The 21,190-nt window shown below is 37.5% G+C and carries 23 protein-coding genes; 14 read left to right on the forward strand and 9 right to left on the reverse strand.

Going from position 1 to position 21,190, the window contains the following annotated elements; all coding sequences use genetic code 11:
* The first annotated feature begins 85 nt into the window (after positions 1-85).
* The 3 genes from CLV96_RS15505 to mdoH are packed head-to-tail and all read left to right on the forward strand — an operon-like array spanning position 86 to position 4,111.
* The gene (locus tag CLV96_RS15505; RefSeq protein WP_004788158.1) at positions 86-1,660 is read left to right on the forward strand and encodes an OpgD/OpgG family glucan biosynthesis protein; all 1,575 of its coding nucleotides are present in this window, start codon (positions 86-88) and stop codon (positions 1,658-1,660) included.
* Positions 1,644-2,033, forward strand: a complete 390-nt coding sequence (locus CLV96_RS15510; RefSeq protein WP_004788117.1) for a hypothetical protein — start codon at positions 1,644-1,646, stop codon at positions 2,031-2,033. The genes CLV96_RS15505 and CLV96_RS15510 overlap by 17 nt, the downstream gene beginning before the upstream one ends.
* Entirely contained in the window at positions 2,030-4,111 is a 2,082-nt protein-coding gene (mdoH, locus tag CLV96_RS15515) for a glucans biosynthesis glucosyltransferase MdoH (protein ID WP_004788010.1), read from the forward strand. The genes CLV96_RS15510 and mdoH overlap by 4 nt, the downstream gene beginning before the upstream one ends.
* On the opposite strand, the gene CLV96_RS15520 is transcribed toward mdoH, so the two are convergent.
* Positions 4,050-5,015, reverse strand: a complete 966-nt coding sequence (locus tag CLV96_RS15520; protein WP_040917444.1) for a YheT family hydrolase — start codon at positions 5,013-5,015, stop codon at positions 4,050-4,052. The two genes, mdoH and CLV96_RS15520, sit on opposite strands and share 62 nt — an antisense overlap.
* 114 nt (positions 5,016-5,129) lie before the next feature.
* Here CLV96_RS15520 and CLV96_RS15525 point away from each other — a divergent pair, with 114 nt between their 5' ends.
* Positions 5,130-5,576, forward strand: coding sequence for a hypothetical protein (locus CLV96_RS15525; RefSeq protein WP_004788113.1), 447 nt, complete (start codon positions 5,130-5,132; stop codon positions 5,574-5,576).
* A 28-nt stretch (positions 5,577-5,604) separates the two neighbouring features.
* Here the strand turns inward: CLV96_RS15525 and CLV96_RS15530 are convergent, their stop codons facing one another.
* A complete protein-coding gene (locus tag CLV96_RS15530; RefSeq protein ID WP_004787858.1) occupies positions 5,605-6,186 on the reverse strand; it encodes a helix-turn-helix domain-containing protein in 582 nt (193 codons plus the stop codon).
* Positions 6,187-6,897: 711 nt separating this feature from the next.
* Here CLV96_RS15530 and CLV96_RS15540 point away from each other — a divergent pair.
* The 4 genes from CLV96_RS15540 to CLV96_RS15560 all read left to right on the forward strand — a co-directional run bounded on the left by CLV96_RS15540 (position 6,898) and on the right by CLV96_RS15560 (position 9,898).
* Positions 6,898-7,629 carry a ParA family protein gene (locus tag CLV96_RS15540; RefSeq protein ID WP_004788236.1) on the forward strand — a complete coding sequence of 244 codons (732 nt, stop codon included), beginning with the start codon at positions 6,898-6,900 and terminating at the stop codon, positions 7,627-7,629.
* Between the two features lie 26 nt (positions 7,630-7,655).
* Positions 7,656-8,534: a ParB/RepB/Spo0J family partition protein gene (locus tag CLV96_RS15545; protein WP_004788174.1), complete on the forward strand. Its 879-nt coding sequence runs from the start codon at positions 7,656-7,658 to the stop codon at positions 8,532-8,534.
* 519 nt (positions 8,535-9,053) lie between these two features.
* A complete protein-coding gene (locus CLV96_RS15555; RefSeq protein WP_004787991.1) occupies positions 9,054-9,686 on the forward strand; it encodes a helix-turn-helix domain-containing protein in 633 nt (210 codons plus the stop codon).
* Positions 9,687-9,709: 23 nt separating this feature from the next.
* On the forward strand, positions 9,710-9,898 hold the full coding sequence (locus tag CLV96_RS15560; protein WP_004788110.1) for a hypothetical protein: 189 nt from the start codon (positions 9,710-9,712) through the stop codon (positions 9,896-9,898).
* A 19-nt stretch (positions 9,899-9,917) separates the two neighbouring features.
* Here CLV96_RS15560 and CLV96_RS15565 read toward each other — a convergent pair whose 3' ends face one another.
* On the reverse strand, positions 9,918-10,505 hold the full coding sequence (locus CLV96_RS15565) for a TetR/AcrR family transcriptional regulator (protein WP_040917450.1): 588 nt from the start codon (positions 10,503-10,505) through the stop codon (positions 9,918-9,920).
* A gap of 93 nt (positions 10,506-10,598) precedes the next feature.
* On the opposite strand from CLV96_RS15565, the gene CLV96_RS15570 reads away from it, so the two are divergent.
* On the forward strand, positions 10,599-11,069 hold the full coding sequence (locus CLV96_RS15570; RefSeq protein WP_004787879.1) for a PaaI family thioesterase: 471 nt from the start codon (positions 10,599-10,601) through the stop codon (positions 11,067-11,069).
* Between the two features lie 3 nt (positions 11,070-11,072).
* On the opposite strand, the gene CLV96_RS15575 is transcribed toward CLV96_RS15570, so the two are convergent.
* On the reverse strand, positions 11,073-11,678 hold the full coding sequence (locus tag CLV96_RS15575; RefSeq protein ID WP_004787905.1) for a TetR/AcrR family transcriptional regulator: 606 nt from the start codon (positions 11,676-11,678) through the stop codon (positions 11,073-11,075).
* 116 nt (positions 11,679-11,794) lie between these two features.
* Between CLV96_RS15575 and ppnP the strand changes: the two genes are divergently transcribed.
* The gene (ppnP, locus tag CLV96_RS15580; RefSeq protein ID WP_035984072.1) at positions 11,795-12,106 is read left to right on the forward strand and encodes a pyrimidine/purine nucleoside phosphorylase; all 312 of its coding nucleotides are present in this window, start codon (positions 11,795-11,797) and stop codon (positions 12,104-12,106) included.
* Here the strand turns inward: ppnP and CLV96_RS15585 are convergent.
* Positions 12,097-12,276 carry a YegP family protein gene (locus CLV96_RS15585; RefSeq protein WP_004788220.1) on the reverse strand — a complete coding sequence of 60 codons (180 nt, stop codon included), beginning with the start codon at positions 12,274-12,276 and terminating at the stop codon, positions 12,097-12,099. The two genes, ppnP and CLV96_RS15585, sit on opposite strands and share 10 nt — an antisense overlap.
* Before the next feature lie 134 nt (positions 12,277-12,410).
* Here CLV96_RS15585 and CLV96_RS15590 point away from each other — a divergent pair, with 134 nt between their 5' ends.
* Together CLV96_RS15590 and CLV96_RS15595 are read left to right on the forward strand one after the other, a co-directional pair.
* Complete coding sequence (locus CLV96_RS15590; protein WP_004787985.1) at positions 12,411-14,276, forward strand: 7TM diverse intracellular signaling domain-containing protein; 1,866 nt, start codon at positions 12,411-12,413, stop codon at positions 14,274-14,276.
* A gap of 89 nt (positions 14,277-14,365) precedes the next feature.
* Positions 14,366-15,898 (forward strand): MASE3 domain-containing protein, encoded by a 1,533-nt coding sequence (locus tag CLV96_RS15595; RefSeq protein WP_004787974.1) that lies wholly within the window; start codon positions 14,366-14,368, stop codon positions 15,896-15,898.
* Here the strand turns inward: CLV96_RS15595 and CLV96_RS15600 are convergent.
* Genes CLV96_RS15600 through CLV96_RS15615 form a run of 4 tightly spaced genes read right to left on the reverse strand, consistent with a single transcriptional unit; the run spans position 15,878 to position 19,537 of the window.
* Complete coding sequence (locus CLV96_RS15600) at positions 15,878-16,933, reverse strand: hemin-degrading factor (protein WP_004788258.1); 1,056 nt, start codon at positions 16,931-16,933, stop codon at positions 15,878-15,880. The genes CLV96_RS15595 and CLV96_RS15600 overlap by 21 nt on opposite strands.
* On the reverse strand, positions 16,930-17,709 hold the full coding sequence (locus CLV96_RS15605; protein WP_004788126.1) for a heme ABC transporter ATP-binding protein: 780 nt from the start codon (positions 17,707-17,709) through the stop codon (positions 16,930-16,932). The genes CLV96_RS15600 and CLV96_RS15605 overlap by 4 nt, the downstream gene beginning before the upstream one ends.
* The gene (locus CLV96_RS15610) at positions 17,706-18,692 is read right to left on the reverse strand and encodes a FecCD family ABC transporter permease (RefSeq protein ID WP_004788252.1); all 987 of its coding nucleotides are present in this window, start codon (positions 18,690-18,692) and stop codon (positions 17,706-17,708) included. The genes CLV96_RS15605 and CLV96_RS15610 overlap by 4 nt, the downstream gene beginning before the upstream one ends.
* Positions 18,689-19,537, reverse strand: a complete 849-nt coding sequence (locus tag CLV96_RS15615) for a heme/hemin ABC transporter substrate-binding protein (RefSeq protein ID WP_004787941.1) — start codon at positions 19,535-19,537, stop codon at positions 18,689-18,691. Before CLV96_RS15615 ends, CLV96_RS15610 begins: the two co-directional genes overlap by 4 nt.
* A 126-nt stretch (positions 19,538-19,663) precedes the next feature.
* On the opposite strand from CLV96_RS15615, the gene CLV96_RS15620 reads away from it, so the two are divergent.
* On the forward strand, positions 19,664-20,386 hold the full coding sequence (locus CLV96_RS15620; protein WP_004788051.1) for a hypothetical protein: 723 nt from the start codon (positions 19,664-19,666) through the stop codon (positions 20,384-20,386).
* 135 nt (positions 20,387-20,521) lie between these two features.
* On the forward strand, positions 20,522-21,127 hold the full coding sequence (locus tag CLV96_RS15625; protein WP_239671275.1) for an HmuY family protein: 606 nt from the start codon (positions 20,522-20,524) through the stop codon (positions 21,125-21,127).
* Positions 21,128-21,190 lie beyond the last annotated feature (63 nt).

Genomic DNA, 21,190 nt, shown 5'->3' on the forward strand with positions numbered 1-21,190 from the left:
TTGCTAAATCCATGTTTAGTGAGACAAAAATACCACAGAAGATAATTTACGTGACCCCATAGATTCAATAATTATCATTACTCCTATGAAGAAATTGAACATATATCTTGCACTCATTGCCTTGGTATTGTGTGTCATCATCATCATCCGAAAAAATGATTTAACCTTAAACAAAATTGCCACTTTAATGGCGATATCTACCCCGACAGAAGTATTCGACTTTCATACTGCTGATTCAATCGCAAAACAAAAATTAAAGTCAAAATTTTCTCCTACTCCCGAATTTAAAATCCCAGGGTTGGATGGAATTAGTTATGAAGACTATAGACAAATTGAGTACAAGCCAGATGTAGCAATCTGGAAAAATCTTGCTCTCCCTTATCAACTGCATTTTTTTCATCCAGGTCATATCTATAGCAATGGAATTCAAATTTATGAAGTAATCAACGAAAAACCAATTGAAATTCCCTACGATGCGTCTCGGTTTAATTTTGGTGACTTACCTCTTGCAGATGATTTTGCGGAGCTTACTAAAAAACTTCACTACACCGGTTTTCGTGTCCATTACCCGATCAATCAAAAAGAGATCTTGGAAGAATTTTTAGTTTTTCAAGGAGCATCCTACTTCAGAGCAATTTCCAAAGGCCAGGTTTACGGACTTTCAGGACGAGGGCTTGCTATCAACACTGGACCAAAAGATAAAGAAGAATTTCCCATTTTTGAAAGTTTCTATATCAAACGACCGAATAAAACGGATTCAGCCATCACCATCTATGCGATTATGAATAGTGAATCTGTCGTGGGTTCCTATGAATTTATAGTCAATCCAGGTGAAATTACAACCATTGATGTTCATGCAAAAATTTATCTTCGCAAAAAAATCAAACGCCTTGGCTTTGCACCCATCACATCAATGTACTTGTATGGCGAACCAGACAATCCCATTTTAGGAAATATCCACCCAGAAGTACATGACTCTGATGGACTTTTAACGCAAAATAAAATGGGAGAATGGGAATGGAGACCTCTTATCAATCCAAAAAAGACTCAACTAACAAGAATTCCATTAGATTCACCCTTGGGTTATGGGCTCATACAAAGGGATCGAAAATTCAAAAGTTACCAAGACGAAAAACTCAAGTATCATTTAAGGCCTAGTATTTGGGTGGAACCAAAAGGAGACTGGGGGAAAGGAAATTTGTATTTATTGGAATTCACGACCAATTTAGATTCCGATGACAACGTCACTACCTTTTGGGAACCTGCCATCCCACCCAACTTAAACGAAGGATATGAATTTCGATATAGACTTCATTATACAGAAAGATCTCCAAAACACCATATATTGGGGAAAGCATCCGCATTTTATAGAGGCGCTGACCCTCTTTTTCCAAAAGAGAAAGTTTTTACCCTTTACTTCACCGGAGATCATCTAAAAGCTCTCGACCAAAAAACAGAACTCGAAGCAATCATTCAGAATAATAAAATTCCTTCCGATTCAATCCGTTATAAAATAGAAAAAATTTCTGAACTAGACCAATGGCGGCTACAAATCTGGTATCCGGCTTCTACTGAAGAGTCAGATTGGACCGTTTTTCTCAAAAATCAAAACCAAAGAATTACCGAAACTTGGATGTATAGAGATGGACTTTCCAAATAACAAAGATTATTTGAAAGAATTTAGTGAAAGGACTCGCACCTATTTGATTCTTTGTGGGACGAACAATGAATTTGAAATTGTAGAAATTTTGAATGATTTTTTCAAATCAAACAGTTTAAGTTTAGATTTCCCATCAGACTGGGTACTCTGGCAAAATTACTTAAACACCCACAAAATCCAAGAGGTTCGAAAATTTCCAATTGCAGATCGATCTTGGCAATTTGGATCGATGATTCCTATTTCTTCTGACTGGAAACGAGACAGAAACAAAACAAAACAATCCATTGTTGGTTCATTAAAACCATTATTCATTATTGCATCCATCTTCTTATGGAGCCTTCTCTACTATATCATTATATTCAGGTTATTATGATCAAAATCCAACGCTGTTTATTTTTTTTAACTTTTATCATTCCTGTCATTTGGGGTTTTAGTTTATTCATAGAAATTATCTCCTTTCGAGGAATTGAAATCACAGAATACTATCAGTTCATCACTTTGATCTTTCTTCTCCCCATGTTATCTTATGGAGCAAACACCGCCTTTTTCGGATTTTTACTCTCTTTTAGTAAAAAAGGAGACCCACTTCTAAAAACAAAAAGAATCCCAGAACAGGAATTGGATTTTTCGGCTTTAAAATCAATTCCCGTTGCTATCGTAATGCCAGTTTATGAAGAAAACGAAATTTCGATTTTCTCCAGAATCAAAGTAATTTTTGAATCAATAACCAAAATCCACAATCTTCCAAACCTAGACTACTTTATCCTAAGCGACACAAGGACACCGGAAAAATGGATTAAAGAAGAAGCCGCCTATATCGAGTTATGTGAATCAACAAAAAACTTTCATAACTTCCACTACCGAAGAAGGAAAAGCAACCTGAATGGGAAAAGCGGAAATATTGCAGACTTTTGCAGAAGATGGGGGAAAAAATATAAATACATGATCATCCTTGATGCAGATAGTCTCGTTTCAGGAGAACTCATCATCCAACTAATTGCGAATATGGAAAAAAATCCGAACGCGGGAATCATCCAATCCAGTACAAAAATTTTTCGCACCACAACTTTATTCCAAAAACTAACCGAATTCTCTTCTTATTTATTCAGCCCTTTTTTCCTAAAAGGGGCAACCTACTGGCAAATCAATGCAACTGGTTATTGGGGACACAATGCCATTCTCAGGGTCAAACCCTTTATGGAACATTGCGCACTCCCGCACCTTCCAGAATACGGAGGGATTGGTGGAAAAATTTTGAGCCATGATACTGTGGAAGCTGCCTTGATGCGAAAAGCAGAATACGATGTTTATTGCGCTTATGAGCTAGAGGGAAGCTACGAAGAAAGCCCACCTAATATCATTGATGTGCTAAAACGTGACCAACGTTGGTGCCAAGGGAATCTCCAACATTTTTGGTTTTTATTTGGGAAAAAGATCCCATTTATCAATAGAATTCATATTCTAAACGGAATTTTATCTTATCTCAATTCGCCCATCTGGTTGTGTTACATCTTACTAAGTTTATGGAATTATTTAGAAGACAGTAAATATTTGAATTATTCTATGTTGCCGGAAGAATATGAATTTTTTAAATCGCAAATCTATGACCCACTCTATCTAAAACTTTTATCCTTATCTTTGGTTTTATTGTTTTTACCAAGAGTCTTAAGTTTTTTTAGCCTACCCCTCCTTCAAATATTCAAAAAACTTCCTGCTTTTCTCATAGAGACTCTCTTTTCCATTTTAATTGCTCCCATTTATATGGTGTATCATAGTATCTTTGTATTTTCAATTTTACTAAACAAAAGAATCACTTGGGGCCCACAAAACAGAGACGCCGATTCAGGGTACACCCTTTCTTATATACTCTCTTCCTTTTTCGGCGTAACAGTCCTAGGATTTGCCTCTGCTTACATCAGCTATGCTCATTCTACTATGTTGTTTGTTTTGACATTCCCGATCTGGATTGGATGGATTCTTTCCATTCCCTTGGTTATTTTTACTGGAAAAGAACATAAACCTCTTAACCGTCTATTTGAAACAGAGTTTTGGAAACCAAACTCTGGCTTAATCAAAAATCTAGAGCACACACTTGGCTCACATAAGAACAGTTATCTGGAAAGGAGAGAATTCTTTTTTGCTCTTGTCCACCCAGTCTTTCATCACCAACACAAACTACTGCAAGGAAATAAAACTTATCAGTCCAAACTCCCTAAATCCACAGAAGAGGATCTTGTTTGTTTATTAAAACAAGGTCCAAACTCTTTAGATAGAAAAACTATCTTACGAATTCTCTCTAACAGAGAATTGCTTGATTCTTTTTATTTAAAATTTTGGACTTCGAAAAAAGAAGATTGGGCAGGTTATTGGAATACCATTTGGGAAGAAATCAACCCATCTTTTTTTCCATCAATTTCCAATAATAAGAAGTACGATTCAAATCTTCAATAAAACCGCAATGTCCACCTTTCGACTCAATCACAACTTCTAAATAGGAGGAAGGCGGAATCTCTGAAAATTCTTTCCATGGAATCACTGGATCATCCATGGAAGTCAAAATCGTAGTCGGAACACGAACAGACTTAAAAAACAAATCATTCAAAGTATAAGAATTAAAATACTCATCTACAGATGAAAAATGAGAAAACTCTTTCACCATTTTTTCTGTTAAGTGCATCACCGACTGGTATTCATCCAAGTCGTGGAACGAATACAAATGAGGAAATAAATTTGCCTTTTTTTGCAAAGAGACCTTCCAAGAATTCAGAAAGTATTTCCGCAAAAAAGGATGTTCATCCATTTTCACCGTCGCCCGCTTTGGATCAAGAGCTGGACTAAATGCAAAACAATGTTTTAAACCAGGAATTTGTTCCGAATGTTTTAGAAGTGAATGCCGACCCGCCATCCGCAAAACAAAATTTCCTCCTAGTGAAAATCCCGCCAAATACACCGGACCTTTAAAACCAGAAGTTTTTACAAGCGAACAAACAGCTTCATAAGACTCTTGCAACAAACTTCCATTAAATATTCCTTCGTTCAAATGATGAGTATCGCCGTGATCTCTTAAGTTTAATCTATAAACCGAAAATCCTTTTTGCAAAAAATGTCTCGTAGTCCGAACAATATAACTGGAATGTATGCTTCCCTCCCAACCATGTAAAAGCACAATTAAACCTTTAGGATTTGGGACTTCATGAATTTTTGCAAGAAGTGTTGTCCCATCTTTTGCCTTTACAGACTTCCACTCACCTTTTACTGACCTGCCATACCGTTTGTCCGATTTTGATTTAAAAGAAGCCAAAAATGATTGGGTCATGGCTCCAGAAAAAAAAGGCAGTGGTTTAAAAAGACTCATAGCGGGATCACCCTACTTTCTGCGAATTAGAATTTTTTACAATAAATTATCCTGGACGAACCCAAACAAAAGCTGTTTCAATTAAGAAAGCCTCGACAAAACTTAGGACAAATTATGAGATTTATACTTTCTTCTATACTTTTCTGTTTCATCGCCTGCCAAAGTTACACGCCATTAAAATCAGAATGGAAAACTGTCAACGATACTGAGGTGTTTTATGCTGCTGTTTCTGCAAAAGCAAGCCAACAAGCAATTGAATCGGGTAGCCTTGCCATGAGAAGAAGCACCTGCCTTAATGCAACCAACCTCCTCTCTACTTCTCCAAAACTCACCGCCATCCTCTTAGAACAAGAATCCGTCCAACTAGATGAAGTAGAAACAAAGGACTTAGGTCGCCTTATCTCTGCTTACAAAATCAAACCCAAACAGGACTCATGCCAATCAGAAAATAACGGTTATTTTTTTGCAAGCGCTGCTTGGGAAAACTGCCAATGCCTCTACTCCATCGAATACCCAGGTGGGAGAAAACAATTCAGACAAGATCTAACACAAATCAAATAACTCATTTACAACGGAGGCAAACTAAGAATTATCCTGGATTTGCCTTCCAACGTTTCCAATAGATAAGTTGCAACCCACTCAGTCCCTCTGGGCCACTCACTCCCGAGAGAGTCATCCGTGTCGAAAAAGAAAGTTCCCTCTCGCACCAGTTCAAAAATTCCTTCCAATCCGTTTGCCTTACATTCTTATTAATATCTTTTTGTATTTTTTTATTTAGTTGGTATTTATGAGTAGGCATCACATCCTCCGTTGACCCAGACTTGGATGAAACTCCAAAGCCCACTGGGACGGACAACCTATTCTCGCTTTCCCCTTCCTTGTTCGCATCCAACCCAGACTCTACCTGCGAAAAGATTGGTTTTAAAAATCTTTTTCTCCCATCAAATCCCGTTTGTTTCAATAATCCTTTTTTTTTGAGCTCTGATACCAGTCGGGAGATTGTATCTTTTTTTAACCGCAAAACAGTTCCCAAATACTCATTAGATGCAAAACATCCGCCACTAGCATCCAAAGAAACAATCTCTGCATACAACCTAGTTTGATTTGGTGTAAGACCCAAATCCTCCATCCATTGAGCGACCCATACGCCCGTTCTTTTTGATCCTTTCATAACGTCCCCTGCTATCCAACACAGGCCTTCGGCGCCCAAAAAAAGTTTTCTTTCTTTGGATTTATTACAGAAGAAAGATAAACCTTCGGCACTGTAACATACGCTTTGGAAGTTTTAACAACGTCCATATTGGAATTCTTTTGAATTCCAGGTGATGTATATAAGCGGTATAAATTGTGGAAGACCGCTTCGGGATTTAGGGACACCTCCCCTACCCAACTTCTACTAACATTCGATTCCCAATTTTGTCAAGTATTAATGTGACATAATCCTAATAGGGAATTCGAGAGGAATAGGGGAACCACAAGAATGGGGCAGGAGACAAAAAGAGGGAGAAAAGTCTCTCTGAACTGCTTCCACACAATCCAGAGAGTTTACATCACCCGGTTAAAGGGGGTTACAAACAATCTAACAAAATTGCAAAAATAGTACAAGGATTTTTCATTTCCAAACTAAAAAACCTCCCACCAATTGGGCGCATCGAATCCAACCCTGACCAACCCGCAAAACAAAAAACGACCAGGCTCTTCGCTCCAATCTTTCGTTTCACGAAAGGATTTCCGCTGCGATCCTTTGCGCAGACAAACAAAGGCAACAATTCAAAATTCCCGATTAATACAAAAGAAGGTACGCCGGCGTACTTTCCAAAAATAATCCGTTTTTTGGATTTTTCATTGCGCAAAGAACAAGCTATCGCAATCTAATTTTGCAATGAAGATCATTACAGTTGCCAACATAAAAGGCGGGACTTCAAAATCCACTACAGCCATCCATCTAGCATTAGCTCTTTCCAAAAGAGGCAAAACCTTAGCGATCGACATGGATCCACAAGCCGATTTGTCCGACTTCTTTTTCCCCGAAGAACCTGTGGAATTTTTCGATTCGGGTAACATACTTTCTGTTCTAAACGCAGAAACTACTTTAGGTGAATCCGTCAAACATTCAAACGACATTGATGTATTACCATCCATCATCGAACTTTCGGATTTGAGTTATTTGGCTTCAAAAGACTTTTCAATGATCCCTCGCCTTAAAAATATTTTACTCAAAGCAAAATACGATTATGTGGTCATCGATACCCCTGGATCGGGTTCATCAGAAAACATAGCATCCTATTTACCCGCTTCCGTCATCCTGGTACCTGTGACTCCATCCAAATGGGCAGTACGAACCGTGGCACAAGTCCTAAAAAAAGTAGATGAGGCAGAAAGATTTGATGAACAATCAAAAAAAAAGTCCGTTATGATTCTCCCTTCACAATGGGGGACTTCGCAAAAACAAATGGACCTACTCGAAAAACTCAACACAATCAAAACATTAAAAATTCTAGAACCAATCCCAAAAAATGACAGCATTCGGGACCGAACAGAAACAGGCAAACCTCTACAAGAAGGAAGCGCTCCCTGGAAAGCTTTCGAAACCTTAGCGGAGAAATTAAAGTAAGGTACGCCGGCGTACCTGGGAATATTATGAAAAACAAAGCAAACTATAATCCAGCAGACATCCTTTCTAGAGCCACAGCCAGAACTTCTTCCCTCAACCCATTCCTAAAAGAAGAGAACCTAGAAAATCATAATACAACTGACATTCCGATCGACCAGATCATCACCGAAAACAATCCAAGAAAAACATTTAATGAGTCCACCATCAGAGAACTTGCAGAATCAATTTCCCAATATGGGCTTTTACAACCTATTGTGGTTAGAAAAAAATTAGGGAAATACGAACTTATCAATGGAGAAAGGAGGTTCCGCGCGCACAAATTTTTAAAAAGAAAAACCATATTAGCAATCGTTAAAAACGTAGAGCAAATCGACATATCCAAGTTGCCAGAAATCAAGTTGGTTGAGAACTTACAAAGAGAAGATTTATCAGAATCAGACCTTGCCCTTTCCCTTCAGGAATTAAAAAATAGGCACAAAGAAACCAACGAGCAACTGGCAAAACGTATCAACAAATCAGCACAGTGGGTAAAAACAAAAATTTCTCATGCAGAAATTTTAAAAGAAGCAGCACCATCTTCATCTGCGGATAAAACGCATCCTATCTTCCAAATACCTACAAGTTTATTCACAGAAATAGCCCCACTCGATGTTCCGAATCGAAAAAAAGCCATCGACTACCTCATCAAAGGATTAGAAAAAAAAGGAGATTTCCCATCCAGAAACGACCTAAGAGAATTTGTTCGCCCACTAAAGCCAAACAAACCTAAACCAACAAAAACAAAACTTGGAAACCTTGAGCTAAAAGACCTAAAAAACAAATTGTCTAAAATAAAAGAAAAAATCTCACAACTTCAAAATCAGAAAACCATTCTAGAGGAAACCATTCGGAAATATAAAAAATAAACCAAACGCCCTGATACTTTCGCTAAAACCTCTTTAACTTTTTTTGTAACGAGAAGAGAAAAAAACTTGTACTTCTTTTCAAAACATTCTACATTGTATTTAGATCCTTAACCGGGTTGAACAATAAAGCCCTGGGAAGTGTGGTAGCGACCCGGGGCCATTTCACAAGACTTTCCTCTCTTCACCCCTCACCTAATGAGACCGTCACCGAATTATGTCACATTTTTCTCTTGACGAAATTTTTAAATTTGTACATATAGGGAACGTTCGGGTCACACAACCGAACACGGCTCTACCACAATGCCGTTATTGTTCAAACCGGAATTTCTAAAAAAGTTCCGAATGGACGTTCGTAAGAACTTCCAAATTTTCTCTTCTCTTGTTGGACCGAAGGTTTGTTTTTGAAAAAAACAAAATTCATTCAGTAGAGTAGGGGAGTTGTACTCAAAAAGTACATTGGCAAAAAACAACCAAACGCTCGTAGCCGGAGATGTGTTCGTTTGGGAGAAGGAACCTAAAATGAAAACAAATCGAACAGGAATTTGGATTCCCGTTTGGATTGAGAATTTAAAATTATCTCATAGCCAAACAAAATTATACGCAGAGATCGTCTCGTTGCATGATAAAGGTGGATGTTTTGCATCCAATCGTTACTTCGGGGAATTACTTGGACTCAAAATGGATACGGTATCTCGACTGATCACTTCTCTAAAGAAACTAGGCCTACTCGAACAAACAGGATTTGATGGGAGACGACGTTTCCTAAAACCACTACTTACAAAACAAAATCGAACAGAGAAAGAAACAAAAGAACCCCTGGAAAAAAATCCAATGCTAGCAGTGCAGGAGCAAAAACCACTCGTTGAAAAACTCCAGGTCCGATCCGCAAAAAAATCCAATGCAGAATGGGAAAAAAGCACGGTTCCCTTAATTAGTACATTAAAGGTACAAAATGAAGTACATACGAAAAGCTCTTGGGAAGAATTTAAAAAATGGAGCGAAAGATCTTTGTCTAAGTCCACCTCTTTCCAAATCACAAGTATTTCGTCGCCAGATTTCTTACAAGGAGCCTCTCGTTTGATTTGGAATCATTGGATGGAAAAAAAGAATTCTTTACAACACTTACAAACACAATATGGCTCCTCTTTTTAAGTTTAATTTTTAAGGAAACACAAATGGAAGTTTATCAACACATCAAAACAGGCAATTTTTATCTCAAGTTAGATGAAGCAAAAAATTGCACAAATGCCAACGATGGACAGCAAATGGTTTACTACTGTGAATATGGTAAGGAAAATCCAATGAAATTTGTGAGAGATAAAAAGGAATTTTTAGAGAAGTTTAAAATGATAGAATTATCATAAAAAAATTTGATTCTAAATGCTAAATAGAAAATCGTAAAATGTCTTCTGCCATTTCCATCTTTGTTTTTTTGAGGTTTTTACTTTCTGTTTCGGGGAAATCAGTTTCTATACATAAATTACTATACCCATGAACAAGAGACCATGCCATCAGAGCAAAACTTCGGTGATTTTCTTTTCTACGTTTCTCTTTCAAATAAAAACGACACCCCCTGACAAGGATTGCATAAGATTTTAATTTAGATTGTTTCAGTATTTTAGATTCACTTGTTCTTTTGGTTTGAAACATAAGCCGATAATAATTTGGATTTTTTATAGCAAACTGAATGTATACCAATCCCAATTTTACAAAATAATCATCAGGATTTCCTGAAACTTGAGGAACCTTCTTTTGTAGGGAACCAAGTCGATCAAATCCAATCGAAGATAAAATTTCCAAAACTTCTTCTTTATCCTGGAAATGCCTATAAACAGCTGCATGAGAAACTCCAGAAAGAGTTGCTACTTCTCGGAGAGAAAACTCAGAGGCACCCTTTTTTTGTAACAATTTATGGCAAGATTTTATGATAGAGTTTTTTAAATCTCCGTGGTGATAAGAAGACCGGCGCACTGTCTAATTTTTAAAAATAAGTTACCAGTGGCAACATTTTTATTGAACTATATTCGCTGGATGTTACTAGTGGTAACATATGGAGGTTGTTTTATGCAAACACTTACAACCGAAGAAACCCAAAAAATTTTAGAAGACATGACAATCAACTTTAATCATGGCGGAAGAAAAATCACGGTCCCACCGCCAATATTTCTCGCAATGAAAGCGGAAATTCTTTCCTACACCAAAGGGAAAAGCATAACGGTGGCTTTCCCTGTTTCAGAAGAACAAACTAATCCAATGGGAATGATGCAGGGAGGGGTCATCGCTGCAGCATTTGACAATGCATTTGGACCACTGAGTTATTTAGTGGCAAAACGTCCGACAACGACAATAGATATGAATATTCAATACATTCGGGGAGTCGCTGTGGACCAACGTGTCATTGTCAAGGCATCCGTTGAAGCAAAAGGATTTTCAACCATTCATATGATAGGGGAAATGCGTACGGAAAAAGATAAACTTTTGGCTACAGCAACAACCAATCTTTTGATTTTGAAAATTCCGGGAGGAGGGGAGTAGGATTTAATCTTTGTAGTCGTATCTTTCTAAAACCATTTCAATGATCGTTGGCGTACAAGTTGTTGTATCATTGAAATGTTGGCTCATAATGACTCCATGTAGGAAGGTTTTGATTAGAATCATTTCCTTGTCCGGTTCTTTGATTCCATAGGACCGGAAACGTTCTCGCATCGCTTCTTTGAATGGGGCAAATCGTCTTTCCACATTTTCTAGCATTTTTTTCGAAAGTGAGACGGATCCAGGTTGGAAAAGACATACAGAAATTAAAACCATGGTTTTTCTTTCTTCTTTTGCAAATTGAATGGAACGATTAAAAAATTCCCTAACATATTCCTTTGCCGAAAGATTAGGGGGAATATTGCTGTAAAATTTTTCCTGTTTTGCTAGGTGGGAATCGATGATTTGTTCAAAAATTTGGTTTTTGCTCTTAAAATAGTTATAAGCAAGGCCCTTGGAAATTTTTGCATGGTTTGCGATCATTTCCATGGTGGTTTGAGAGAACCCATGTTTTGCGAACAAAACTATTGCAGAGGCAAGAATCCTTTCTATGGACTTCTCCCTAGCTTGCTGTTTTTTGTTCTCCGATTTTTGCGATGACTGAATGGGCACTGACTTCACCGTTCTGGTTTATTCGAATTTCGCAAACACTTTTTAATCCCAATTTGGAGAGAAAGAAGGTTTAGAATTCACTTGGAAGACTTGAGGCCATCCAGTTTTTGGTCTGTATGAGTTCATTTGCATCCGTAACAGTACTAAAACCAGCCAATATCTATTTTAATGGAAACGTTACCAGTCGGACGGTCCTATTTCCTAATGGGGAAAAGAAAACCTTGGGAATCATGATGCCCGGGGATTATGAATTTGGAACCGACCAAAAAGAAATTATGGAAATCCAATCGGGAAAACTTTCGGTTCTATTGCCAGGATCCGAAACATGGCTTCAAATCGATGGTCAATCCGTATTTGAAGTCCCTGCAGGATCCAAGTTCAAATTGAAAATTGAAACTGTAACAGACTATTGTTGCTCTTACGTTTGATCCACAATTTCCGCTGTTGGGGCATTGTTCTTTACTGAATTGATGCCGCTTTCGCAAGCTTGTTTTGAAGAATAACCTTCGCTAGATGCGATGATTTCTCCATTGGCAGCTTTTAGGCGGAAACGGAATTCTCCTGCTTTGTCTTTGTAAATTTCAAATTTTGCTGACATAAATCTATCTCCTTGATTTGCCAAAACTATCGTTTGTTTGGAGATTTTGGCAATACGTTTTCTCCCTAGATTCGATTTTGAATTCCAGTTGATCCCATCATTTCAAACACTGTCCTAAGAACCCTTACAGTCCCATGATCCCCGTTCGCAGAATTAATTTATTTCTATTTTTATTGGTTTTTATTTCCTGCGGTAACAAGTTTCCGGAACGTCCTCCCATCCAATTTACCTTCCAATCCAAAACGACAGAACAGATATTTATGGGAGAGGTTCTTTGGTCTGAGGTCCACGAAATGAAGTATCATTTTGGATATTGGAAACCATCAGTCTGGGTAAAATTTAATCTGGTGAATCCGGAAGAATCCACAAAGGACTATATTTTGGAATTGGAATCTCCTTGGGTTGACTCCCTTATATTGGTTTGGAAAGAAAAAGGAAAAGTGGTTGAGAAACGATTTGATGGCTCTGCCGCTTTTGCTTCAAGAGAATTGCAACACAGAAATCCAACTTACCAATTGACGTTGGATCCTTTGGAAACAAGAACCATTTACGCTAATATAAAAAATTCAGGGATACTAAACGCTCCATTTCGCATTTGGGGGATAAATTCTTTTTTTGATAGGATTGAAAGGGATTATGTTGCAAACGGAATTTATTTTGGGATCATATTTGCGCTTCTATTATATAATCTATTAATTTACGTTAGTGTAAGGGAAAGAGCCTATGTTTATTATTGTTTGTATCTGACAACTTTAGGAATCAATTATTCCTTACTGGGTGGGTTTTTTAAACAGTTATTGGTTCCCGACTTAACCATGTCCATTAAACCTTATCTATATGTTTCCGTGAATGCTTCTTTGACCTTTGTGGGTTTGTTTTCTCTCTCCTTTCTGAATCTAAAAAAAGTCAATCCTTGGTTGGACCAGGTCATTCGGTTTAGTGTGCTGGCCTTTGGATTTTTGTCGATACTTGCCTTTTTTCTCCCGCACAATTGGATGGAAGTATCTTTTATTTATACTTTCCCTTATATGTTTTTACTGCTTATGTCTGCAGGGGCTTATTCCTACATAAAAGGAGTAAAGTCATCTTTATTTTTTCTTTTGGCATGGTTTACTTTATTTGTCGGAGTCATTGTTGATTCTTTAACAAAGGCTTCTCTTATTCCTTTTTCTACATTTGGTCGGTATGGAGTTCAGATTGGAACAGCTTTTGAAGTGATTTTATTCTCCTTGGCTTTGGGTCGTCGACTGCGTTTTTTATTAGAGGAAAACCTTGTCGCTAAAAATCAGCTAACAACGATTAAGAAAGATTTAGAAACAGCAAGAAAAATTCAAATGAGGATTCTTCCTGACCAATTGCCAGCGAATCAAAACCTGGCCATGATGGTTTCTTATTTTCCCCTTTATGATGTAGGTGGAGATTTTTACGACTTTTTTGAATTCAACGATGGTTTGGGTTTAGTCATTGCTGATGTGACTGGTCATGGGGTGAGTGCAGCATTAGATTCATCTACCGTCAAGATAGCATTTCGGAATGCCAAGGAATATAACAAGTCTCCTAAAGAGTTGATCGGAGCAATGAATCGTTTTTTATGTACAAGCCTACATGCTCGTTTTGTCAGTGCCGCATATCTCTATGTCGATTATGAAAAAAAGAAATTGAGTTTTAGCTCTGCGGGAAACCCTCCTTTTGTTGTCATTCGAAATGGAGAAATAGAATCATTCGAATGTCCTGGTCTTTTGCTAGGTGTCCGCCCTGATTATCAATATGAGGAACAAGAAATTGGATTGCAGGAGGGAGATCGAATTTTGGTATTTACGGACGGATTGTACGAAAATTTAAAACCAGACGAAGAACCAGAGTCCATTTTGTTTCCAGAAATTTTGCCAATTATTGGATATTCTCAAGAGTTGTTCCATCAAAATCTTTTGAATCGACTTTCTCGCATGAGGAAAGTTTCTAGAGACGACATCACTCTCATTTCTCTGGATATCACTTGAAAATAATGTGATTACCAGAATATAGTTTGTTTCCAATTTAAATAATTCTTGCATAAATTGTTATTTTTTGTGCAATAACCTGCTAACGAATGTCCACAACCGATTTTTATTTCAATGCATTAAAGAGTAATCGTTTCTACATATGGGTTTTATTTTTCTGTTTTTTGCCTTTGGTTCTTGTTGGTACTTTTCCTGAATACTTTTATAGAGAGTTCGAAATTGAATTCTTTTTAGTATTTCATAATGTTACTGAAATATTTAGCGTCATAGTTTCGTTTTCCATTTTTGGCTTAGGATATTATTCCAATTCTCAGAGTCGTAATGCTCACACCTTATTTCTCGGTGTTGGATTTCTTGCGGTTGGCCTTATTGATTTTATGCATACCTTGGGTTATAAAGGGATGCCCGATTTTGTGACTCCAAATTCTGGTAATAAATCTTCTCAGTTTTGGATTTTTTCTCGTATGGTTACCGCACTCGTGTTGCTTTGTGCCATTTATATAAAACCTAATACGAAGTACAAACTAGTAAAGGAAAGGGTTCTTGTTTTATTTGCCTTTCTTATTGTTGGTGTTATATTTCTTTTAGTTATTTTTTTTAACGAATGGATACCGGATACTTACATACAAGGACAGGGTTTAACTCCATTCAAAAAAAATGCAGAGTTTCTGATCATTGGAATTCTATTTTTCTCCCTTCTCCTTTACCGCAAGGCCAGTTTTTATAGCTCCAGAAGACAGTTACAATATTATCTATCAGCATTTGTAGTTTGTATTTTTAGTGAAATAGTCTTTGCTTTCTATACGAGTGTATATGATGTTTATAATGTTGTAGGCCATCTATATAAAATTGTAGCCTTTTATTTAATATATAAAGCAGTTTTCATAGCGGCAATCAATGATCCTTATGAGAAGCTGATCGAAACGAACCAACTTCTTTTTAAGGAAATTGAAGAAAATAAAACTTATTCGGAAATGATCAAAAAATCCTTGCGTGAAAAGGAGAATCTAATCGCAGAAATTTTTCATAGAACGAAAAATTCCATTCAATTAGTTCGTTCGATTTTAATGATTCAAGCTTCTGATTTTCCGGATGATAAGAATATCCAATCAATAGTCGAAGATACTTCGATAAAAATCCAGACAATGTCCCTGGTCCATGATCACTTGTATGCCAATCAGGATTTAAGTGAGATCAAGGTATCTGCTTATTTAGAGTCCTTAGCTGAGATGGTCAGGCAGGCATACCCTCCCGTTGGAACAGAAGTAAAAATCAACTTTCAAATTGGAGAAGGTTCTTTGCTTTTGGATACTGCCGTCCCACTTGGACTTATTTTTACGGAGATACTATCCAATAGTTTTAAATATGCCTTTCGTAATATGAGGTTAGGTGAAGTTTTTATACGGTTTTCTTTTGAAGGGAATATTTGTCATTTTGAATATAACGACAATGGTGTTGGGCTACCTGATGGATTTAATTTGGAAAAACAGAAAAAGTTAGGATTAAGTTTGGCAAAGATTATTGCAGAAAAACAAATGGGGGGAACCTTGAGTATCGATGGTACCCAAGGTTTCCAACTGAAACTTAACTTCCCTAGCGATTTATATAAGAGAAGGGTCTAACTCCTTATTAGTTTTACTTAAGTATTCTCTAGTTAAGTGAAACCAGGTTTCTGATTGTGGAATCCCTGGTTTTCTTTTTCCAAACATTTGCAGGATCAAGTTGCCTTCATTATCAAAAACTTCCACTGAAGTGACAAGTCCGTCTTTTGTAGGTTTATCAACAATCCAAACTGATTCTATGAGATCTGTTCTTAAATGCAGATTGAATTCAGGGTCAAGAATATTGAACCAAGGTCCCATGGACTCTAGTTTTTGTATTTTCCCTGTATGGATTTGAATCATTCCCGGATTACCAACAAAAATCATAATCTCCATTTCCAGTTTGCTTGTTTTTACCATTAGGTTTAAAAAATCATTTGTTAAAATTTGAAAAGCAAATTTCCCTTTGGCTGCTTTCAGTGAAAATTCTCTCGAGTAGTTGAATCTGCGGATCAAAGAAAAAAAATCATGAGTGTCTTCGAGTTGACTCCAAGCTTTTAGAAACTCTGGAATCTCTTTAGGATCGTTGGTTTCAAGTTTAATGATTGTTTCGGTAGATGGTTTTGTAAAGGATTGGGCTTCATCTACAAATTGGGCTATTGTTTGTTTCCATCCATCTTGTTCTGACTTTTCTGTTTGATAAATTTTATGCACTGCCTCACCTTTAGTGTCAAAAAACTGGAAACTACACATTGGATTATTTTCTCTAGGTTCTTCTACATAAAACCCATACTTCCAATCTTTTAAGAAAATTCGTAAATCAATATCGTCTCCTACTGCGAGAGCAGTTTGTCCATTAACGGAAATGTTTTTGTAAACTCCCTTCCTTTCGTGTACACAAGACTCGTTTCTTGTTAATGCCATCACATAGCCAAGATTTGGTGTATTCAGCAAAAAATTTGCCCAATCAGGTTTCAAAAGTTTCACTGATGGACCAAGTTTTGTGGCAAGAAGTTCCGCTTCACTTACTTTTAGATGTTTGGCAGCATCTCTAATCCTAAGTTTGGGCATCTCTTTAATTAGATTTTCCCATTGTTGTTTTAAGTTTTCATTCATATTGTATCTCCTATGATTTCTGGAATGATAAAGTTTCCTTCTGGTGATGTGATGATCCGTGCTTTCATACCGAATGCGGTATCTAAATTTTCTACAGTAAGAACCTCTTTGGGTGTGCCCGACTTGATAATTTTTCCTTTGTGTAGTAAAGTGATGGTATCTGCATATAGAGCGGCTAAATTCAAATCGTGCAGAATCATAAAAATCGCGTAACCTTGGTTTGCCATATGGCGACAAACATTTAAGGTTTTGTATTGATTGGGAATGTCTAAAGCTGATACTGGCTCATCAAGAAAGATGTACCGAGGTGGTGTTTCCCAGGCTTGCGCTAAGATTCTGCCAAAGTTGATTTTTTGTCTTTCTCCACCAGAGAGAGTGGAGTAGTTTTGTTCTTTTTTGTCTAAGGAATTTGTGATCTTTAAACAAGTGTGAACAATTTCTTTGTCTCTCTTTACGTTTTTTCCATGAGGGTGTCGTCCAAGTTCGATTACTTCCTCGGAGGTAATTGGAAAAGTAATCGCAGTTTCTTGGGTAAGGACAGCTCTTCTTTTTGCAAGTTCGCTCTTGGAATAATTTTTTATATCCATTCCGTCCAAATAAACATTCCCTTGTTGTGGGTTTAGGTCACCACATAACGCATGGAAAAGAGTGGATTTTCCCGCTCCATTTCTTCCTATCAGAACATGAAGTTGTCCTGGAACGATTTCTAATTCTACTTTGGTGAGAATTTGTTTTGAACCAATCTGGTAATGTAAGTCAATTGCTTCGATTGTCATACAAGAGGCATCCTTTTGCGAATCAAACTCAGAAAAAATGGAGATCCAAGAAGTGCAGTAGCGATCCCAACGGGAATTTCGGAAGGAGCAATGACGACCCGACAGATCCCATCTGCAAAACATAACAAGCCACCACCTAGTATGTATGAGGTGAAAAGTAGGTACCGATAGTCCTGGCCTATTGCTAGGCGGACAATATGGGGAACAGCGAGGCCAACAAAACCAATATTACCTACCAGTGAGATGCAAGTTCCCGTACTCACTCCGATGAAGAGAATTGTAATGGTTTTTAATAGCTCGGTAGAAATTCCAAGGTGATTTGCTTCTCTCTCGCCTAGTATAAAAACGTTTAACTGATTTGCGATAAATGGACTTACGGCGATCGGGAAAATTAAGAAAAGGGAAAATGATTTTAAGTTCGACCAAGAACTTCCACCTAGGCTTCCCATATTCCAAAGAGATAGGTTTCTTAGTTGGGACTCATTTGCAATGTAACTTAAAATTCCGATGGCAGAATAACAAATTGCGTTTACTGCTATTCCGGATAAAAGTAAGGAAAAAATATCGGTTCTTCCTTTTGATTTTGCGAAAAAGAAAATTAAAAAGGAAGATAGGATCCCTCCTATAAAAGAGAATAAAACAACACTCCATATAGAATGTAAAAATGAAAAAGAGGCTCCAAGGACGATCGCAATAGCGGCAAACAAAGAACATCCTGCTGTGATTCCAATGAGGCCTGGGTCGATGATTGGGTTTCGAAAAAGTCCTTGTGCTAAAGATCCAGACCATGCTAAGGAACCTCCGACCATCAGGCCAAGAAGGATCCGAGGAATTCTGAGTTCAAAAAAAACTCGTGATTCTAAACTATTTTTTTGAAGGACATTCTCTAGGTTGATGTTCATGGCTCCAAGCAACGATGATAGAATAGCGGAAAGAATCGTAAAAATTGTGCAACCAAAGATGAAGATAGTTTTTTTCTTCATTCTATTTGTTTCCATTTTTCATTCAAAGTTTTTAATGCAAAAGGCAACCTTGGACCAAAACCTAATAAAAGGAGGTCGTCTACAACGATTAGGTTCTTTTCTTTTCCTGCTCGCGTAAATTCCATTCCGTTGATTTCCCAAATTGCTTTTTCTCCTCCAAATCCTAAGGCAGACTTTTCTGGCATAAGAATGATGTCAGGGTTTGCTTTTGCAAGAGCTTCACTTGTAATAGGTTTGTATTCGGAAAATTCATTGATTGCATTTGTCGCACCAGATAGATGGATCATTGCATGAGCTGCAGTTCCTGTTCCTGAAATAAAAATAGAACTCGGGTTTCTTGAATATATAAAGAGAACCTTTACTTTTGTTTTTGTAATTTTTAACTTTTGAATTTGATCTTTAATGGTTTTAGCTAAAACATCGGCATCTTTTTCTTTCCCGAGAAGTTTTCCAATTTCTAGCACACGTTTGGTGGGAGTATCAAAGGTAAATTCATCAGGAAAAAGGTGAAGAGGGATGCCAGCATCTTTTAAATTTTGAATCGTTGTCGGAGGGCCTGCAGATTCCAAACCTATGATCTGTGTCGGATTTAAGTTTAAGATCCCTTCTGTTGTTAATGTTCTTTGGTATCCGACATTTGGAAGGGAAGTGGTTTGTTTGGGGAAGTAGGAAGTAGTATCAACGGCGACTAACTGACTTTCCAATTTCAGTGCGTAAATAATTTCAGTCACTGTCCCGTTAACAGAAACTATGCGATGGTTTTTCTCTGCAAATAGAGAGAAAGCGAAAAGGGAAAGGGATAAAACAAGAAATCCCTTTATGATAGCTGTTTGGAATTGATTCATGGGCCTAGGATTGGAGAAAAGAACATGTTGTCAATAATAAATGAGAATGAGACTCAGAATTGATATTGACGGGAAGCGGGTAGAAACAATTTTGAGAATCAGAATCAATTAAATGGGAGAGCACCTATGAACAAGCTCAAAAAATTCCTAACTCTAACCTTGGCCTCTTGCCTTGTTTTGACCTTCATTTCCTGCGAACAGGAGGAGAATGCTGATGACAATACGACCTTTCTAGGGCTCTTAACAGTTTCTCAGGCGATGGCGGATGCAACGAAACGGTGTGAGACAGTGATCGATGGTTCTTACACTTCTGGATCTTATGCGCCTTTGTGTACGCCAACTGTAGGGCAGGGACGTTTCTTTCGTATCGAAGGAATGAAGGCTTTAGGAGATAATGGATATTTTTATTTGTTTCTCGGTTATTCAGCAGCACCAACAAGTGCAACACCTGCTGCAACAGGCCAATACGCATTTGTTGCAGGTAAGTCGGTATCAAGTCCTAATCCTTATGTTTGGTTTAGAAATTTAGAATATGGGAACTATCAAGGCGGTCAGGCTGCAAGCGGAGCAAATCCAACTAACTTTAGCTTGTCGACAGACCAAGAGCTTTGTGTAAGTTTCTCTGGAACGGCAACGGCTCCCACAACTTATCTTTGGGTAACTGGTGTCGGTGGTGCAAACTGTAAATTAACAAACACTCTTCAAAAAGAAAATGCAGTCATAAATTACTCTGCATGGCCTTCCTCTGGAAATGTGATTCCATCTGGAACTCAAGCGTACTTCCGTTTTTCAAATGTTACATTGTTAACAGGAACTAAAATTGTTGTTTCTTCGGAAAGCATTCTATAACGAAAAGAATCGGTTGCCGAAGATTTTCCGGCAACCAACAAAAAGTGAGTTTTTATGAATCATAAAATACAATCGTTGAAACGAGTTTTAATTTTTGGATATTTTGTCTTTTTTATTATTTTAATAAATTGTTCTATGAAGCCAAAAGAAGAGGATGATTCTGCTCCCCTTTTGTATCTTCTTACCGGTGGAAATTCTAACAATTCATCTTGCAGTATTCCGGCAAACGCAGTGAATACTACGGGAACTTATAACACCATTGTAAATGCATCGTCCGCATGCGTTTGGGTTTATGTAAGCTTGAAGTCTGATGGGGTACTTGTTGATTCCTCTGCACAATGGGATCTTGCTTTCAAAAGATATAATATAGCAACCAATAGTGGCACAAGTGGCTCAGGAACTGGAGGAGCTTGTAATTCAGGATCAACTAATTTTTCTGATACATTTAATGGTTCCGAATGTACGGCAGTGGTCGATGTAAAATTATCATCTGCTGGCGGAGGCCCTGTTTCTGCTTCTTCGGAAAGTATTAATCCTGTTATGGCTGCCCCTCTCGATTTAACTCCAATGCCGGCTGGGTATGGTACTTGGTATACCTATGCGGATACAATTTTGACTGCAAAAACGAATGTATATATCGTCACAGGAAGTGAAGGTTCTAAGTATGCATTACAAATGTTAGATTATTACAGTGTGGCCGGGACCTCTGGGTATCCCAAATTTCGTTGGAAGAAGTTGTGATCCTGTCCTTCGAATCGGTGTTTGGTGTAAGTGATGTATCAACCAATTTGTAATCAAAAATCC

Origin of the sequence: Leptospira meyeri, assembly GCF_004368965.1 — a bacterium.
GTDB lineage: Bacteria > Spirochaetota > Leptospiria > Leptospirales > Leptospiraceae > Leptospira_A > Leptospira_A meyeri.

What these genes read in the sequence shown, in the direction of transcription:
- CLV96_RS15505 (WP_004788158.1), top strand. Translation starts at nt 86, where the DNA reads ATGAAGAAATTGAACATATATCTTGCACTCATTGCCTTGGTATTGTGT.
- CLV96_RS15510 (WP_004788117.1), top strand. Translation starts at nt 1,644, where the DNA reads ATGGACTTTCCAAATAACAAAGATTATTTGAAAGAATTTAGTGAAAGG.
- mdoH (WP_004788010.1), top strand. Translation starts at nt 2,030, where the DNA reads ATGATCAAAATCCAACGCTGTTTATTTTTTTTAACTTTTATCATTCCT.
- CLV96_RS15520 (WP_040917444.1), bottom strand. Translation starts at nt 5,015, where the DNA reads ATGAGTCTTTTTAAACCACTGCCTTTTTTTTCTGGAGCCATGACCCAA.
- CLV96_RS15525 (WP_004788113.1), top strand. Translation starts at nt 5,130, where the DNA reads ATGAGATTTATACTTTCTTCTATACTTTTCTGTTTCATCGCCTGCCAA.
- CLV96_RS15530 (WP_004787858.1), bottom strand. Translation starts at nt 6,186, where the DNA reads ATGAAAGGATCAAAAAGAACGGGCGTATGGGTCGCTCAATGGATGGAG.
- CLV96_RS15540 (WP_004788236.1), top strand. Translation starts at nt 6,898, where the DNA reads ATGAAGATCATTACAGTTGCCAACATAAAAGGCGGGACTTCAAAATCC.
- CLV96_RS15545 (WP_004788174.1), top strand. Translation starts at nt 7,656, where the DNA reads ATGAAAAACAAAGCAAACTATAATCCAGCAGACATCCTTTCTAGAGCC.
- CLV96_RS15555 (WP_004787991.1), top strand. Translation starts at nt 9,054, where the DNA reads ATGAAAACAAATCGAACAGGAATTTGGATTCCCGTTTGGATTGAGAAT.
- CLV96_RS15560 (WP_004788110.1), top strand. Translation starts at nt 9,710, where the DNA reads ATGGAAGTTTATCAACACATCAAAACAGGCAATTTTTATCTCAAGTTA.
- CLV96_RS15570 (WP_004787879.1), top strand. Translation starts at nt 10,599, where the DNA reads ATGCAAACACTTACAACCGAAGAAACCCAAAAAATTTTAGAAGACATG.
- ppnP (WP_035984072.1), top strand. Translation starts at nt 11,795, where the DNA reads ATGAGTTCATTTGCATCCGTAACAGTACTAAAACCAGCCAATATCTAT.
- CLV96_RS15585 (WP_004788220.1), bottom strand. Translation starts at nt 12,276, where the DNA reads ATGTCAGCAAAATTTGAAATTTACAAAGACAAAGCAGGAGAATTCCGT.
- CLV96_RS15590 (WP_004787985.1), top strand. Translation starts at nt 12,411, where the DNA reads ATGATCCCCGTTCGCAGAATTAATTTATTTCTATTTTTATTGGTTTTT.
- CLV96_RS15595 (WP_004787974.1), top strand. Translation starts at nt 14,366, where the DNA reads ATGTCCACAACCGATTTTTATTTCAATGCATTAAAGAGTAATCGTTTC.
- CLV96_RS15600 (WP_004788258.1), bottom strand. Translation starts at nt 16,933, where the DNA reads ATGAATGAAAACTTAAAACAACAATGGGAAAATCTAATTAAAGAGATG.
- CLV96_RS15605 (WP_004788126.1), bottom strand. Translation starts at nt 17,709, where the DNA reads ATGACAATCGAAGCAATTGACTTACATTACCAGATTGGTTCAAAACAA.
- CLV96_RS15610 (WP_004788252.1), bottom strand. Translation starts at nt 18,692, where the DNA reads ATGAAGAAAAAAACTATCTTCATCTTTGGTTGCACAATTTTTACGATT.
- CLV96_RS15615 (WP_004787941.1), bottom strand. Translation starts at nt 19,537, where the DNA reads ATGAATCAATTCCAAACAGCTATCATAAAGGGATTTCTTGTTTTATCC.
- CLV96_RS15620 (WP_004788051.1), top strand. Translation starts at nt 19,664, where the DNA reads ATGAACAAGCTCAAAAAATTCCTAACTCTAACCTTGGCCTCTTGCCTT.
- CLV96_RS15625 (WP_239671275.1), top strand. Translation starts at nt 20,522, where the DNA reads ATGAAGCCAAAAGAAGAGGATGATTCTGCTCCCCTTTTGTATCTTCTT.